At 46.2% G+C, this 16109-nt stretch carries 13 protein-coding genes and 1 tRNA gene; 3 read left to right on the plus strand and 11 right to left on the minus strand.

The genetic code is table 11. The features are described 5' to 3' along the window. Nucleotides 1–3 precede the first annotated feature (3 nt). The 10 genes from FNY66_RS08900 to FNY66_RS08945 all read right to left on the minus strand — a co-directional run bounded on the left by FNY66_RS08900 (nt 4) and on the right by FNY66_RS08945 (nt 12646). Nucleotides 4–1530 carry a sodium:solute symporter family transporter gene (locus tag FNY66_RS08900; protein ID WP_150310886.1) on the minus strand — a complete coding sequence of 509 codons (1527 nt, stop codon included), beginning with the start codon at nt 1528–1530 and terminating at the stop codon, nt 4–6. Between the two features lie 148 nt (nt 1531–1678). Next, nucleotides 1679–2155, minus strand: coding sequence for a methylglyoxal synthase (locus tag FNY66_RS08905; protein WP_087150892.1), 477 nt, complete (start codon nt 2153–2155; stop codon nt 1679–1681). Between the two features lie 102 nt (nt 2156–2257). Further along, complete coding sequence (locus FNY66_RS08910) at nt 2258–3835, minus strand: putative ABC exporter domain-containing protein (protein ID WP_087150891.1); 1578 nt, start codon at nt 3833–3835, stop codon at nt 2258–2260. Further along, the gene (locus tag FNY66_RS08915; RefSeq protein WP_087150890.1) at nt 3832–4530 is read right to left on the minus strand and encodes an ABC transporter ATP-binding protein; all 699 of its coding nucleotides are present in this window, start codon (nt 4528–4530) and stop codon (nt 3832–3834) included. The genes FNY66_RS08910 and FNY66_RS08915 overlap by 4 nt, the downstream gene beginning before the upstream one ends. A gap of 217 nt (nt 4531–4747) precedes the next feature. Beyond that, entirely contained in the window at nt 4748–5638 is an 891-nt protein-coding gene (locus tag FNY66_RS08920; RefSeq protein WP_087150889.1) for an NAD(P)-dependent oxidoreductase, read from the minus strand. Beyond that, nucleotides 5635–6300 carry an acyltransferase gene (locus tag FNY66_RS08925; RefSeq protein WP_087150888.1) on the minus strand — a complete coding sequence of 222 codons (666 nt, stop codon included), beginning with the start codon at nt 6298–6300 and terminating at the stop codon, nt 5635–5637. The genes FNY66_RS08920 and FNY66_RS08925 overlap by 4 nt, the downstream gene beginning before the upstream one ends. A gap of 3 nt (nt 6301–6303) precedes the next feature. Continuing rightward, nucleotides 6304–8439, minus strand: coding sequence for a DNA topoisomerase (locus tag FNY66_RS08930; protein ID WP_150310887.1), 2136 nt, complete (start codon nt 8437–8439; stop codon nt 6304–6306). A 68-nt stretch (nt 8440–8507) separates the two neighbouring features. Beyond that, nucleotides 8508–9554 carry an aldose epimerase family protein gene (locus FNY66_RS08935; protein ID WP_150310888.1) on the minus strand — a complete coding sequence of 349 codons (1047 nt, stop codon included), beginning with the start codon at nt 9552–9554 and terminating at the stop codon, nt 8508–8510. A 28-nt stretch (nt 9555–9582) separates the two neighbouring features. Then, entirely contained in the window at nt 9583–11703 is a 2121-nt protein-coding gene (gene ppk1, locus FNY66_RS08940; RefSeq protein ID WP_150310889.1) for a polyphosphate kinase 1, read from the minus strand. A 79-nt stretch (nt 11704–11782) separates the two neighbouring features. After that, nucleotides 11783–12646 carry a patatin-like phospholipase family protein gene (locus FNY66_RS08945; protein WP_087150884.1) on the minus strand — a complete coding sequence of 288 codons (864 nt, stop codon included), beginning with the start codon at nt 12644–12646 and terminating at the stop codon, nt 11783–11785. Nucleotides 12647–13064: 418 nt separating this feature from the next. Between FNY66_RS08945 and FNY66_RS08950 the strand changes: the two genes are divergently transcribed. From FNY66_RS08950 to FNY66_RS08960, 3 genes are all read left to right on the plus strand, one after another. Then, nucleotides 13065–14699: an ABC-F family ATP-binding cassette domain-containing protein gene (locus tag FNY66_RS08950; RefSeq protein ID WP_087150883.1), complete on the plus strand. Its 1635-nt coding sequence runs from the start codon at nt 13065–13067 to the stop codon at nt 14697–14699. A 92-nt stretch (nt 14700–14791) separates the two neighbouring features. Beyond that, nucleotides 14792–14877: transfer RNA gene (locus FNY66_RS08955), tRNA-Ser, on the plus strand. A 210-nt stretch (nt 14878–15087) separates the two neighbouring features. Continuing rightward, on the plus strand, nt 15088–15534 hold the full coding sequence (locus FNY66_RS08960; RefSeq protein ID WP_087150882.1) for a sporulation initiation factor Spo0A C-terminal domain-containing protein: 447 nt from the start codon (nt 15088–15090) through the stop codon (nt 15532–15534). A gap of 68 nt (nt 15535–15602) precedes the next feature. On the opposite strand, the gene FNY66_RS08965 is transcribed toward FNY66_RS08960, so the two are convergent. Continuing rightward, the gene (locus FNY66_RS08965) at nt 15603–16082 is read right to left on the minus strand and encodes a hypothetical protein (protein ID WP_087150881.1); all 480 of its coding nucleotides are present in this window, start codon (nt 16080–16082) and stop codon (nt 15603–15605) included. Nucleotides 16083–16109 lie beyond the last annotated feature (27 nt).

The following is a 16109-nucleotide window of genomic DNA, read 5'->3' on the forward strand; positions in this document are numbered from 1 at the left end:
TATTTATTCCTGCAGCGATCTTTTCTTGGATATAACCACTTTCTCTTCATAGCATTCAAAAATATCATCAACTTTTTCCTTGTTCAATTTCGGCGAGATCAGACTCACTACCGGAACTACGATCAGCCCGGCCACCATGGCTGCAGCTCCTGCATTAATTGAAGACTCAATAAAGCCGATAAACATGTTTGCTACAGTAAGGCCCACTCCGACGATGAAACCTGCCCACACACCGGCACGGGTGACGCCTTTCCAGTAGAGTCCATACATAAACGGAGCAAGGAAAGCGCCTGCCAGCGCCCCCCATGAGATTCCCATGAGCTGTGCAATGAATGTCGGAGGATCCAGAGCGATTACAACAGATACCACAAGAAAGAATACGATCAGCACCTGCATTGTGATGATCTGTTTCTTCTCGCTCATATCCTTGACCACATTATCCTTAATGAGATCCAGTGTCATCGTGGAGCTGGAGGTCAGTACAAGGGAGGACAAAGTGGACATGGATGCGGACAGGACAAGCACTACCACGATACCAATGAGGATGTCCGGAAGAGCCGAGAGCATATACGGAATGATACTGTCATATACGACTGCTCCTGTCGCATCATAGATCTGCGGACTGTCGAACAGTCTGGCGAATCCTCCGAGGAAATAACATCCTCCTGATACAACAACTGCAAACAAAGTGGAAATCACCGTTCCTGTATTAATTGATTTCTCATCTTTGATTGCGTAAAACTTTCCGATCATCTGCGGCAGTCCCCATGTGCCCAGCGAAGTCAGTATGACTACACCGAGCAAATTGAGGGGATCCGGTCCAAAAAATGACGTAAATGCTCCCGGCTGTCCTTCTGTAACTGCTACATCACTGGGAATCTGTGCCATCTCCGACACTGCGTTCATGAAGCCCCCCTGTCCATTCAATACTGCCGCGATCACTGCCACAATTCCGATCAACATGATGATTCCCTGGATAAAGTCATTGATCGCCGTTGCCATATAGCCGCCCAGGATCACATAGAGGGCAGTAAATACAGCCATTGCAATCACGCACCATGCATACGGAATGTTAAAAGCCATCTCAAAGAGTCTGGAAAGTCCGTTATATACCGATGCAGTATAAGGAATCAGAAATACGAAGACAATAACTGACGCTGCAATCTTTAAAGCTTTGCTGCTATACCGCTGACCGAAGAAATCCGGCATTGTCTTGGATCCCAGATGCTGTGTCATAATCTTCGTACGGCGTCCGAGAACAACCCACGCCAAAAGACTTCCGATTACGGCATTTCCAATGCCAATCCATGTACTTGCGATTCCGTATTTCCACCCGAACTGTCCTGCATATCCTACAAATACAACTGCGGAAAAATACGACGTCCCGTATGCAAATGCAGTCAGCCACGGACCGACAGAACGGCCCCCCAATACAAACCCGTCTACGCTTGTAGCATGTCTTCTGGCGTAAATCCCCACTCCTACCATAATTGCAAAAAATACGACAAGCAATATAATCTTAATTCCCATTTCTCATTCCTCAACTTTCTTTTATCTAGCCCTTACTCGTTTGCTTTAAAGCGTTACGCTTTAAAGTTCTGCACTTTAAAGCAATAAAGTTGTCTGATATAGAATAACACGGGCACGACGCCCGTGTCAAGCTCATATGTATAACCTGCTATTTCATTTTTTCTACACGTTCCTGGATTGTTTTGTTGAAATTCTCAATCTGTCTGCTGTACGGCTCTTCCATGTATTTTGAATTCAGCATGAAATCTGCTGTGGCAAGGTTATTTGCAATCGGTATATCATATACGACCGCGATACGAAGCAGCGCCTTTACATCCGGATCATGCGGCTGGGCTTCAAGCGGATCCCACAGGAAGATCATAAAGTCAATCTGTCCCTCCACAATCTTGGCTCCTATCTGCTGGTCACCTCCGAGCGGACCGCTGCAGAATCCCTTCACCGGAAGTCCTGTACGCTCTGCGATCAGACGTGCAGTCGTCCCTGTCCCGCAGAGGAAGTGCCCTTTCAGAATCTCTTTATTCCTGTCGCACCAGTCCACCAGTTCTTTCTTCTTACCATCATGCGCTACGAGGGCGATATGTTTCGTCTTATCGATTTCCATTGTCACGTAGTTGTCATTCAACATATGTACTACCTCCTGTCACTTCTAACTTTCGGATCGGGCAGCCGGGATCTTCCGCACTCTCACTAGATCAATACAATACCATTGCTGTCCGACGTCGAAATGTCACACGAGCTGTTCCATTGTATCAAACCGCAGAGACGCCAGAATTCCCATTGCCACTGTAACCATCATACTATAGATCAGCACGATTGGAAAGATAAAATCTATATTTATAAAGACTCCGATCATAACAGCAGCTCCCGCACCGACACCGAGCAGTGCCATCTGTATAAACATCCTGAGCACATTTTGTCCGGTCTTTCCGAACACATCCCCGAGCAGACACTGGGCAAGTACTGTTGTGTAGAGACGATCAGCCTGGATCACCACATATATCAGAATACAGAAAATAATCTCAATCACAGGTACATGCCAGAAAATTCCGATTGGGATACATATAATGCAGGCGTTAATGAAAGCCTTGATGTGTTCTGTCAAAGTTGCATACCACATCTTTCGAAGCGGTGTGTCCGGCACAAGAAACAGATATGGATTTTTAAGCTCATTCTCCCATTTCCCGAGGTAACCGCTCATCACAAGGGAGACATATGCCACTACTCCAAGCAGGAACAGCTGTCCTGCGCCTGATTCTACAGCTGCGTCGCTGAGCCCGTAAGAAAATACAAACGCAATAACTATTGCCACAAGAGTAAACTTGTCAAAGAAAAAGAATCTCTCCTTCTTATATTCAAGAAGCTGTCTGTGAAAGATTGCCTGCGCTCCTCTTCCGGATATTTTCTCACGTACACGGCGAAAACTGCGTTTCTTCCCGCTCAGGCTAAATACCATCTCGCCGTTTTTCTGCCGGTTCTTTATATCCGCATAATCATCGGCAAATTTTGCCGCGTCCTCATAATATCCGCCGTCGCACTTCATACGGACTGCTGCGATCACAGAGACAGCTACTACGGCAAGGTACAGAATCGAGCAGACAATATTAAGGACTGTCGGGCCGAGCAGGATCAGCCGATATACAGCGATCTGCCACCCGATCACCGGGATTATCTGCAGAGCAGGCAGATCCAGGAGATTCCATGCGCTTTCCAGAGTCAGGCCGTTTGTCCGGAAATATAGTACGATTCCCAGAGCAAATGCGATCAGGAACACTTTGATCGCCATCCGGATTCCTTTCATCAGTTTTTCCGGAATGTTGTCATTCGTATAGAGGAATACCATCACTGCCACTTCAAGCGCAAGCTCCAGTACGCATCCCATGAATACGATCAGCAGAGCTCGCAGCGGCTGGATGCCAAATACTGTAAACGCAGCTATACCCACTACAAGCCAGATAACAAGTGACAACACATAATTCATCCATGCACTGCTGATTAATACGAGTTTGGGATTCAGCGGAGCTGTAAACACAAAATGCGCATGTCCCGGTCTGAATATAATGCCCTTTCGAGAAGAATACATCATAAAATTTCCCAGGACCGAATAGATACTCCATACTGCCAGAATCGCAAGCAGCCCGTTTGCCGAGTCGATATGTACGCTGACCACAAGCGTTCCCAGACCAAATACAACAAAGATTCCGTACACAATCCCGAATATCATGGCGATCAGTGTGGACGGTTTTCTGACCGCCCGTTTCAGATTATTGATAAAACTTCGTTTTGTAAGATAGATCAATGCCTTCATTCTTTCTCACCGCCTGTCATTGCAAAGAACAGTTCATCCAGATCCCTGCCTTCTGCATCCTTTTTCGTATACGAGCCGACTATATGTCCCTTCTCCATAACAAACATGATATCCCACAGCTCCTCTACCATCTCCAGCATATGCGTACTGATCAGAACTGTCACGCCTTTGTTCCTGAGATCCAGGACTATTTCTTTCAGCTTCTTGATAGCCGCCGGATCAAGCCCTACCATCGGCTCGTCAAGAAGAATCACACGGGGCTTTACAGCAAGAGCGCAGCAGATGCTCACTTTCTGCATCATTCCTTTGGACAGTTCATTACCCAGTTTCTCCTGCTTGTCTTCCATCTCGAACTCTCTGAGGATCTCATCTACTTCTTCATCTGTAATATCGCTGCTGTACGCCATCCTGATATATTCTATATGTTCCCGGACTGTCAGAGCATCAAACATATTCGGTATCTCGGGCACATAGGCAAATACTTTCTTTGCGTCCATACTTCTCGCCGGAAGTCCCTGGATACGGATTGCCCCTTTGTAACGCAGAAGTCCGGCGATACTCTTGATGATCGTAGATTTACCGGCGCCATTTGGTCCGAGCAGGATTCCTACCTGTCCGTCCGGCACGGAAAAACTCACATTATCCACTGCCACGTTATTTCCATAAGTTTTACTCAACCCCTGTATTTCTAACATAAATCCTCCTGTCCGCGGAATTTTTGTGCTGTCCGGCGAATATCCGTACCCGTGATATAGTATAGTCCTGTTTCACCGGAAACACTAAACAGAAAAATCCCGCACCACTGTATTATTAGTTTAATACAATGATACGAGACTCCGCTTAAATTGTCAACTTAATTATTCTTAAACTTTCATTTAGAAAAACACAGATGCCGGTCTGTCATATGGCTTTTCATTCTTCTTCCCCGGAATAGCGGTGATCCTCATCATAAAATTTCATGAGAGCCTGAGTTCCGAGATCACCAAGGCCTTCTGCTTCCAGCTCCTCATAATTTGCCAGTACCTGACTGAGTACTCCGAGATCGAGGCCGCTTCTGTTTGCCTCGATAAGCGCCAGCTTCATATCTTTGATAAAGTGCTTCATAAAGAATCCCGGCGCATAGTCGCCTGCCACAATCTTCGGAGCAAATGTATCAAACTGCCTGCTTCCGGCCGCTCCTGATGCGACAGAACGGATAAATGTCTCCGGATCAAGCCCTTTTTCCTTCACATAAGTCAGCGCCTCGCATACTCCCGAGAGAGTGCCCGCGATCATAATCTGGTTCGCAAGCTTGCAGTGCTGACCGCAGCCTGACTTTCCCTCATAATTGATATTAGTCCCCATAGCCTCGAACAGCTCTTGGCAGGCTTCGTAGTCCTCTCTGTCACCTCCGACAAGGATAGAGAGCGTACCTTCTCTTGCACCGGCATCACCTCCTGTGACGGGTGCATCCAGAACATGGAACCCTCGTTTCATCCCCTCTTCATAAAGCTTTTCCGCAATCTGAGGACTGGTCGTCGTCATATCGATCAGATATGTTCCCTCATCCGCACTGTCCATTATATTTCCCTCGTCAAAATATACTTCTTCGACGTCCCTCGGAAATCCAACAATCGTAATAACTGCGTTGCGTCCCTTTACACATTCTCCGATGCTCTCGTGGAAAAAGGCTCCCTCGCTGATCACATCCTCCACTTTAGACTTTGTGCGTGCATAAATGTGCAGCTCATATCCTGCTTTCATAAGATTTCGCACCATGGATTTTCCCATGATACCCACTCCGATAAATCCGATCTGTTTCATCTTTTCTCAACAACCTCTCCCTGTTTCTTATAGATGCTGTTTCCGGGCACAAATCCGCGCACTGAGGACAGCGGATAGATATTACTGTGGCTTCCCACTACAGTCCCCGGATTAAGCACGCTGCCGCATCCTACTTCCACTTCATCGCCCAGCATGGCTCCGAACTTCTTCATTCCTGTCTCAATATTTCCCTCCGGAGTCTTTACAACGACCAGTTTCTTGTCAGACTTTACGTTGGAAGTGATAGAGCCTGCTCCCATGTGGGATTTGTAGCCCAGTATGGAATCACCGACATAGTTGTAATGCGGCACTTGTACTTTATTAAACAAGATCACGTTCTTAAGCTCCGTAGAGTTTCCTACCACAGCGCCCTCTCCTACAATGGCATTGCCGCGGATGAATGCGCAGTGACGTACCTCTGCGTCTTTTCCAATGATCGCCGGTCCGTTGATATAGGCAGTCGGAGCCACCTTCGCGGATTTCGCGATCCATACATTTTCCCCGCGTTTCTCGTATTCTTCTTCGCTCAGAGTATTTCCAAGCTCGATGATAAACGCGCTGATCTTCGGCAGGACTTCCCACGGATAAGTCACGCCATCGAAGATATCCTTTGCGATCGTCTCGTCCAATGTATAGAGTTCTTTTACTGTCAATGCTTCCATTTGTTACTCTTCCTTTCCGCCGGTCTTCCGGCCCTTTTTATAAAAACCTGCCGCCTTGTCATAGCAGGCTCTTAACTGATACTGATTGTTAAGACCTTTTACTCCCACGGTCCTTCTCGTAATAAAGTCGTCGAGCTTCTTCATATATTCATCTGATGTGATGGTTCCTTCCGCCACATAGGTAAGCCCTTTCTCCCAACTCGCAGTGAGTTCGGGATTCAGAAGAGACCTGATAGAATTGTCTACCACGTCATACACCATCTCTCCCTGCAGTGTAGGTGTGATGATCTGCGTCTTCTTATTCAGTCCGAGATACTTGATATGGATCAGCTTCTTCAAGATCTCCGCTCTTGTGGCGCTTGTTCCGATCCCGCTTCCCTTGATCTGCGCACGCAGCTCTTCATCCTCGATAAGCTGACCTGCATTCTCCATCGCCAGGATAATAGAACCGGAATTATAGCGTTTCGGCGGAGAAGTCTCGCCTTCTTTGATATCCAGTGAATTCACTGGGAGGACTGTCCCCTTTCTCAGTGTCCTGATCACATCAAAAAGTGCTGTGTCGAGCGCCTGATCCTGGTTCTGTTCCTGTTCTCCCCCGGCGGTTTCCTGCTGCGCATCTGTCTGTCCGCTGTTCTTCCCCGTACGCTTCGACTGCGGTACTCCCGCCACCTTCAGATATCCTTCTTCCGCCAGCACTTTAAAACTGGAGAAAAATCTCTCGCCCCGCATCTTCGAGACAATGGACACCTTCTGATATACTGCAGGCGGATAAAATATACTCAAAAATCTCCGGACAATAAGGTCATAGACTTTATGTGCAGTCGCCGATACAGATTTCAGCGCCGCAAGCCCCTGTCCGGTAGGTATGATCGCGTAATGGTCTGTGATCTGTTTGTCATTGACATATCTTGTCTTCGCCAGATTCTTATGGCTCCCGAAGCCTAAAATATCCTGCAGATACGGAGCGGCCATGGGATATTTGGATAAGCCGTTTAGATTCCTGTTGATCTCCTTTGCCACTGCCGTAGAGAGGACACGGGCATCTGTTCTCGGGTATGTCACAAGCTTCTTCTCGTATAGTTCCTGCACAATGCGCAGCGTCTCATCAGGACTGATCTTAAACCGCTTGGAACAGTCATTCTGAAGCTCAGCAAGATTGTATAAAAGCGGAGGATTCTTCTTTTCCTTCTTCTTCTCAACCGATTCGATCACACACGAGAGCGGCTGTTCTTCTGAGAGATATGCGATCAGCTCCTCCGCCTTTTCCTTTTCTTTGAAGCCATTTTCTTTGTACAGATCACGTGAGTAGATCAGACTTTCTTCCCCTGATTTTCCTTTCTCCTGTCCGTCATCCTCTTTCAGGACCGGTCTCTCTTCAACATAGCGGGAACCTCTCACAGCTCTCCATTCTCCCTCGAACGTATGCCCCGAGGCATTGACCGTGCTTATCACACGGTAGAATGGCGTCTTGACAAATTCTCTTATTTCCCGCTCTCTGCGGACGACCATGCCGAGCACACAGGTCATGACACGGCCCACTGATATAACCGAATACTTTGTCTTAAGATAGTTCGAAATGCTGTTGCCGTATTTCAGAGTAAGAAGACGGGAAAAATTAATTCCCATCAGGTAATCTTCCTTCGCCCTGAGATAAGCCGAATCGCTCAGATTATCGTACTCGGAAAGATCCTTTGCCTCCCGTATCCCTCTTAAGATCTCTTCCTCGGTCTGTGAGTCGATCCACACTCGTTTACGTTTTTTTCCTGTTACATGAGCTTCCTGCTCAACGAGGCGGTAGATGTATTCTCCTTCCCGCCCAGAGTCGGTGCACACATAGATCGTATCCACGTCCTTCCGGTTCAGTATTCCGCTGACGATGCGGAATTGTTTTGCCACCGAAGGAATCACTTCATATTTAAAATCATCCGGGATAAACGGAAGCGTCTGGAGACTCCATTTCTTGAGCGCCGGATCATAGGCTTCCGGGTAGCTCATCGTTACAAGATGACCGACACACCACGTAACAATCGCCTCATCAGATTCCAGATATCCGTCTCCCCTTTTTGTCTGCAGTTTTAATGCTTTTGCGAATTCCTGCGCCACACTTGGCTTCTCCGCAATGTATACTGATTTTCCCATAGATGTCTGTATATGTCGTCCTTTTCCACGGAAGAGTACGAAATAGCCTCTGTTCCGTCTGTTTTCTCTTATTCTGTCATGAAACGGTATGCAGTCCGGGTATCATATTTTTCTCCTTTTCTGCAGACCGGAGACGGGAAATTCTCATGATGGACTGCGTCCGGGAAATACTGCGTCTCAAGGCACACCGCACTTCTCTTTGCATAAAAAGCGCCATCTTTTCCCGGTTCATTGTCCAGGAAGTTAGCCGTATACATCTGTACTCCGGGCAAATCCGTATACACTTCCATTTTTATCCCGCTCTTATCTGACTTCACTTCTGCTACTTTAGCAAATCTGCCCTCGTTTTTCAATACCCAGTTATGGTCGTAACCGCCGCCAAAACGGAGCGGCTCGTAATCAGAATCTATCTCCAGGCCGAGTACTTTTTCTTCACGGAAATCCATAGGAGTTCCTTCAACACTCCGGATCTCCCCGGTCGGAATAGACTCTGCGTCGGCCGGAGTAAAGTAATCCGCATCCAGCCTTACCTTGTGTTCAAGCACCGTTCCGCTGTCATGTCCGTTTAAATTAAAGTAGCTGTGGTTTGTCATATTGATGATCGTATCCTGATCCGGCACTGCCTCATAACGGATGTTCAATGTATTCTCGTCATCCAGCAGATAGGTCACTCGCATATCAAGCGCTCCCGGATACCCCTGATCACCGTCCGGACTGTGGAGCAGGAATGTAATCTGACTTTCTGCCTTCTCTTCTACATACCAGATTCGTTTCTGATAGTAGTCATATCCACTGTGCAGATTATTGCCGTTGTCATTTTTCTCAAGCTCATAGGTCACGCCGCCTATCTCAATCTGCGCACCTCCGATCCTGTTCGCATTTCTCCCGACTGTGGCTCCGATCCCGCCATCGCCGCGCTCGTATCCTGCAGCATCGGAATATCCATGCACTACATCAATCATTTTTCCTTCTCTGTCCGGTACAAGCAGGCGGACAAGTGAAGCGCCGAAATCAGATACATATGCTTTCAATCCGTTTTTGTTCTCCAGCGTATACAAATATGCTTGTCTTCCTTCCTTTGTCTTACCGAAGTCTGTTACTGTTTGATTTGCCATTATCGTTCTCCTTTTCTTATCTTCAGATCTATTTTCTACGGAATATGCCGAATAATTTATCGAGCAGAGATTCTTTCTCTTTCTTATGTACCGGGCCTGCCGGCCGTCTTGCATTCAGCGCTTCTTTCATAAAAGTCTCCTGCGCATTTACAATCCTGTCTCCCTGCACCTTTTTTCTGTATGTACCGTCGCTCAGCATCTTTCTTGCCTTCACATTATCTGAAAGCATAACATTCAGGTCATGCATGAGTTTCTTTTTGATCGCCGGATCAAAGATCGGACATGCTACTTCTACGCGTTTCTCTGTATTTCTTGTCATCATGTCGGCAGAACCTATATAGACTTTTGCATCGTCACCTGTGCCGAAGACAAATACTCTCGGATGCTCCAGATACCGTCCGACAATGCTTGTCACACTGAGATTCTCTGTCCTGTCCGGGATGCCAGGGAGTATACAGCAGATTCCCCGTACAATCAGATCGATCTTCACTCCTGCCTGGGATGCCTCCGATACTTTACGTATAAAGTCCATATCGGTCAGTGAATTCATCTTCATAACAATCCTGCCGTGTTCCCCTTTTAGGATTTCTCCATCCATAAGGGAAAGGACCTTCTGTTTCAGGCTTGTAGGCGACACGATCAGCTGATTATATACTCCCTCCAGATTGCCGATGGACATATTTTTGAAAAACACGGCAGCATCCTCACCGATCTCCTGATTCGATGTGATCAGCGAATAATCGGTGTACATCTTTACTGTCTTTTCGTTATAATTTCCCGTACCTACTTGTGTGATATAACGGATTTCATTTTTGCTCCTGTAGGTGATCAGACAGACCTTAGAGTGGACTTTATACTCCTCGAATCCGTAAAGAACGCGGCATCCTGCTTCTTCCATTCTCTCTGACCAGTCAATATTATTCTGCTCATCAAACCGGGCTCTCAGCTCGATGAGCGCTGTTACTTCTTTCCCGTTCTCAGCCGCTGCACAGAGATATTCTACAAGTCTCGCCTTCTTCGCCAGACGGTAGATCGTAATCTTGATGGTCATGACATCAGGATCATAAGCGGCCTCTTTGATGAGCTGCAAAAACGGGTCCATACTCTCATACGGATAAGAAAGAAGAACATCCTTTTTCTTCACCTGTTCCATTACACTGCCGTCTGCCAGGAATACCGATGGCTGAGGACTGAACGGTTTTTCTATCAGCGCCCGCTTCATGGACTCCGGAAGCTTATCAGTGATAGCGAATATAAATCCCAGTTTCATCGGCATTTTCGTCCGGAATATGCACTCTGGAGTAATTTTAAAGCGACTGCATAAATATTTCTCCATCTCTTTTCGAAGCGAAGCAGCGGTTTCAAGGCGCACAACTGCCATTCTTCTTCTTTTGTGCAGCGTCTCTTTCATAATATACCGAAAGTCTTCGTTGTCTGCATAAGCCTCATCATCCGGTGAAATGTCCGCATTCCTTGTCACGCAGATATAATTTTTGTCTGAAACTTCATATTTATCAAATACCAGTTCCAGATATTCCATGATGACTTTCTCCATCCTGACATAGCGGATGTCATGCCCCGGCAGGTAGAGCACGTCCGGAATATACTGCGGGACCGGTACGATTCCCATCATTGTATTGCCGCCCTGCTTCAGATTCGCCACCACATATATTTCCTTGTTCAGCAGATGTGGAAACGGATGATTCGGATCCACAATCTGCGGCGACAAAACCGGAAGGACTTGTTCTTTAAAATATTTCTTTACATATTTCTTCTCCTGCTGTTCCAGCTCTTTTAAATCCAGACCGCACACGCCATATGGCTTGAGCTGTTTCTTGATCTCTGCATAGGTTTTATCGCGCTCTTTATACAGCGGAGCTACTGCCTGGTAGATAGCTTCGAGCTGCTGCAGCGGCGTCATGCCCGATTTTGTATCAAGCTTTTTATTGTCAACAGCCGCCATATCATAGAGACTTCCTACCCGGATCATAAAAAATTCATCCAGATTACTCGTGAAAATTGCGACGAACTTCATCCGTTCCATCAGCGGGACAGTCTCATCCCGTGCTTCCTCGAGCACTCTCTGGTTGAAGCGCAGCCACGACAGTTCTCTGTTCTGCGTATAATCTAATATCTCTTGTTTCCCCATCTCTCCCTTTCTCCTTTTACATATGCTCACTCTTATATATCGTCACTGTAGAAAGCGTTTCTAATCTTTTACAGAGCTTTTATCTCTCGAGATATTCCATCAGGTCGTCCATCTTACGCTCCATATAGCTGTATCCGTGCTCATAAAAAGCTTCCAGCGATTCTTTGTTGCGCTCCAGCCTGGACACCGGTTTCACCTGTGGTCTCAGCACAAAAATCTCACCGCTTTTCTCAAGCTGGTCGATATGATTCATCAGTTTATTATATTCAAAACTCCTTCGGAATATGGTACGTACCAGATTCGGATAAGACTTATATGCTCTTCTGTATATTCTCTGCAGGGCCGGCGATATTACTTTCTTGCGGTATCCCTTATTCTTTGTAAGGATCACTACAATCTTCTCATTTCCCATCTTACGGGCACGTCTTATCGGCACGGAATCAGCCAGGCCACCGTCCAGATATGGAATATCATCGATATTTACAATTGGGGTAAGGAGCGGCATGCTGCAGGAAGCACGGCAGATTTTCATCAGTCTCTCTCTGTCATGATCTTCTGTCATATATTCCGCTTTTCCCGTAATGCAGTTGGTCGTCACTATCTCACATGTAATCCCCGAATTAAAATATGTGTCATAGTCAAAAGGAATCAGTTCATTCGGATATTTGTCAAAGATCAGGTCCATATTCATGACGCTCTTCTCCTTTACAAAATCCCGGAGTCCGTAATAATAATTCCCGCTCTTATCCGCCGGAATCATACACTCTTTTGTCCTCCGGGGCTGTCTGGATACATATCCGGCCGCATTGCAGCATCCTGCAGAAACTCCGATCACATGCGACATATAGATATCCTGATCCATCAGATAATCGAGGGCTCCTGATGTAAAAACACCTCTGGTAGCTCCTCCCTCCAGTACAAGTGTCGCTTTCTTTATTGACATAATGATTAAACCTCTTTTCTGAAAATACATCTATGTTCCACAGTTCACGCGCGCCACTCGCAAGCCCGCACTTACGTGCTTACTGCGGCTATCGCCGCTTGTTTACTCGTATTCGGGCGCTCTGCGTGCTTCCACAGTTCACGCGCGCCACTCGCAAACCCGCACTTACGTGCTTACCGCGGCTCTCGCCGCTTGTTTGCTCGTATTCGGGCGCTCACTCCATGCATGTATATGCTCGCACAGACATGCAAGCATGTCTGCTGCTCATATACAATGCATGGGTGAACTGTTATTTTATATTATATACAATTTTCATTGATTCGGAAACCCCTTGCCTTTTTATGGTTATCCATGGTAATATAGGCGGTGATGCGTAATTGTTCAAATATTTAGTTTCAGATGATTAAGGAGAATCAGTATGATCAGTGCAAATAATGTTACCCTGCGCGTAGGTAAAAAAGCGCTTTTTGAGGACGTCAACATCAAGTTCACAGAGGGCAACTGCTATGGTCTCATCGGAGCAAATGGTGCAGGGAAATCCACTTTTCTGAAAATCTTATCCGGACAGCTTGAGCCGACAAAAGGCGAGGTTGCCATTACTCCCGGAGAAAGGCTCTCTTTCCTGCAGCAGGATCATTTTAAATATGACGAGTATCCTGTTCTCGATACAGTTATCATGGGAAATGCCAGACTGTATGAGATCATGAAAGAAAAGGAAGTCATCTACGCGAAAGAAGACTTTACAGACGAAGACGGAATTAAGGCAAGTGAACTCGAGGCTGAATTTGCTACAATGAACGGCTGGGAGGCTGAATCTGATGCCGCTTCTCTTTTAAACGGACTCGGAATTGACACAGAACTTCATTATAAATATATGAAAGATTTAACCGGACCGGAGAAGGTCAAGGTACTTCTTGCACAGGCACTGTTCGGCAACCCGGACATACTGCTCTTAGATGAGCCGACCAACCACCTGGATCTCGATGCTATCGCATGGCTCGAAGAATTCCTGATCAACTTTGAAAACACCGTGATCGTAGTCTCGCATGACCGTTACTTCTTAAATAAAGTGTGCACACAGATTGCGGACATAGACTACGGAAAGATCCAGCTCTACGCCGGAAACTATGATTTCTGGTATGAATCAAGCCAGCTTCTCATCCGCCAGATGAAAGAAGCAAACAAGAAAAAAGAAGAAAAAATCAAAGAACTGCAGGAATTTATCTCCCGTTTCAGCGCCAACGCTTCCAAGTCTAAACAGGCTACATCCAGAAAGCGCGCGCTGGAAAAGATTCAGCTTGATGAGATCAAGCCGTCCAGCAGAAAATATCCGTACATCGACTTCCGTCCGAACCGCGAGATTGGAAATGAAGTACTCACAGTGGAAGGACTCTCCAAGACAATCGACGGTGAAAAGATATTAGATAATATCAGTTTCACTCTCGGACATGACGATAAAGTTGCATTTGTCGGTGGCAACGAACTTGCCAAAACTGTTCTTTTCAAAATCCTGATCGGCGAGATGGAGCCAGATGAAGGAACATATAAATGGGGAGTTACTACTTCGCAGGCATATTTTCCTAAAGATTTCGGCGGGGAATTTGACAGCGACTACAATATCACAGAGTGGCTGACACAATATTCAGAGGAAAAGGATGTCACTTATGTCCGCGGTTTCCTCGGCCGTATGCTCTTTTCCGGTGAAGACGGTGTCAAAAAGCTGAAAGTTCTATCCGGTGGCGAAAAAGTACGCTGCCTGCTGTCCAAGATGATGATCTCCGGAGCAAATGTCCTTCTTCTCGATGAGCCGACGAACCATCTGGATATGGAAGCAATCACTGCTCTCAACAACGGAATGATCAAGTTCCCCGGTGTGCTGCTCTTTACATCAAGAGACCACCAGATTGTCCAGACGACTGCAAACCGGATCATGGAAATTGTTCCGGGCGGACATCTCATCGACAAGATCACCACATACGATGAGTATCTGGAAAGTGATGAGATGGCAAGAAAGAGACAGACATACTCTGTACAGACAGAGGAGAACGATTAATTTTTTTCAATTTCAGTCTTTTCTTTTATCTTTAGGTCTGCTATAATAATAAAGCTGTGGGTGCTTCAACAGCATCCACAGTAATATGAACTGGAGTCGTATCGAAGTGGTCATAACGGGGCGCACTCGAAATGCGTTTGCCCTCCGGGGCACGAGGGTTCGAATCCCTCCGACTCCGCTTACAATTAAACAGCTAATCTGAACATGACCGCTCAGCCTGCATGTATCGACTCCGCAGGGCTGGAGCGGTTATTTTCATCTGTTGTCCTTACTTGTCCGCACAGGTCGAAAAGAGTCGAATGCTTTTCCTTGTCTGACAAAATCCTGCATTTTACGATATTAAAGGTGTTCCTGCGAACAGGCTCTCAAATTAAGAAAGGACATACAGATGAATTATGAAAAAGTAATCACAAATACTCTGGATTCCTTTGGGGTCAGCCGTTCCTACACAGGGTATAATTATGTAGTATACGGTCTCCAGCTCATTCTCGAAGATGAGGAACGCATCGAATGTATCACGAAGGCATTATATCTCGACGTAGCAAAACACTTCCACACAAACTGGAGCTGTGTAGAAAAGAACATGCGTACAATCGTAAACTGTGTATGGCATTCGCACAACGTTGAACTGCTTGAAATTATCTTCAGCAGATCGCACCGTAACAAAAAGCCTACAAACAAAGAATTTTTTAAATATATGTACGATTATATTATACAGATTAATCACGAAGTACAAATCTCGGACAGGCAGATTTCCGTCATATGTCCGATCTCAAACACTTACTGCGAAGCGCTGGGCGCCTTCTATATAAAACTTTCCCGATTGATAGAATAACACAATGACAGCTCCCGGTTAAACAAATAATCTGTCCGGGAGCTGTTGTTATTTTCTCTGTGTTCCGGTTAATACTGGCACATTACGATTACTTTCTGAGGTGTTGTCTGTGCCGGCATGCTGAATGTTGTCATTGTATAATAGACGAGCAGCTCCATATTCTCGGGTCTGCAGGTATATTGCTGACCATTCAGTGTCATCACATTGGTCATCGGACCGATATTCAGCTTCAGTGAACCGTCTGCAGATGCAAGTTCGTCATCGAAATAATCCAATATTACCTGCTGTCCTCTTCTCAGCGATGTAACCAGCTCAGCCCTGTATTGAGGCGGATATACAGCCGGAGTGGGCAGATTTGTATCATAAAATGCCGCAATACGCATCCCCGGACGCAGTCTTACATTATCCACCACAGTCGTGTCGCCTGACACTACCACATTCACAATATTAGAATCGCTGATCAGCGAAACTGTCATAGAACAACAGTCATCGCCCCTGTTAATGCTCTGTATAATCCCCTCTACTTTCTCAAATGTCTCATATGCCATAACAGAAAGAACTCCTTGTAGGTCTTT

The sequence above is a fragment of the Mediterraneibacter catenae genome (genome assembly GCF_008691045.1).
GTDB lineage: Bacteria > Bacillota > Clostridia > Lachnospirales > Lachnospiraceae > Mediterraneibacter > Mediterraneibacter ornithocaccae.

Coding starts and splice junctions, on each gene's coding strand:
- FNY66_RS08960 (WP_087150882.1), top strand. CDS start 15,088: ATGAATTATGAAAAAGTAATCACAAATACTCTGGATTCCTTTGGGGTC.
- FNY66_RS08950 (WP_087150883.1), top strand. CDS start 13,065: ATGATCAGTGCAAATAATGTTACCCTGCGCGTAGGTAAAAAAGCGCTT.
- FNY66_RS08935 (WP_150310888.1), bottom strand. CDS start 9,554: ATGGCAAATCAAACAGTAACAGACTTCGGTAAGACAAAGGAAGGAAGA.
- FNY66_RS08920 (WP_087150889.1), bottom strand. CDS start 5,638: ATGAAACAGATCGGATTTATCGGAGTGGGTATCATGGGAAAATCCATG.
- FNY66_RS08900 (WP_150310886.1), bottom strand. CDS start 1,530: ATGGGAATTAAGATTATATTGCTTGTCGTATTTTTTGCAATTATGGTA.
- FNY66_RS08915 (WP_087150890.1), bottom strand. CDS start 4,530: ATGTTAGAAATACAGGGGTTGAGTAAAACTTATGGAAATAACGTGGCA.
- FNY66_RS08965 (WP_087150881.1), bottom strand. CDS start 16,082: ATGGCATATGAGACATTTGAGAAAGTAGAGGGGATTATACAGAGCATT.
- FNY66_RS08910 (WP_087150891.1), bottom strand. CDS start 3,835: ATGAAGGCATTGATCTATCTTACAAAACGAAGTTTTATCAATAATCTG.
- FNY66_RS08945 (WP_087150884.1), bottom strand. CDS start 12,646: ATGTCAATAAAGAAAGCGACACTTGTACTGGAGGGAGGAGCTACCAGA.
- FNY66_RS08905 (WP_087150892.1), bottom strand. CDS start 2,155: ATGTTGAATGACAACTACGTGACAATGGAAATCGATAAGACGAAACAT.
- FNY66_RS08930 (WP_150310887.1), bottom strand. CDS start 8,439: ATGGGAAAATCAGTATACATTGCGGAGAAGCCAAGTGTGGCGCAGGAA.
- FNY66_RS08925 (WP_087150888.1), bottom strand. CDS start 6,300: ATGGAAGCATTGACAGTAAAAGAACTCTATACATTGGACGAGACGATC.
- ppk1 (WP_150310889.1), bottom strand. CDS start 11,703: ATGGGGAAACAAGAGATATTAGATTATACGCAGAACAGAGAACTGTCG.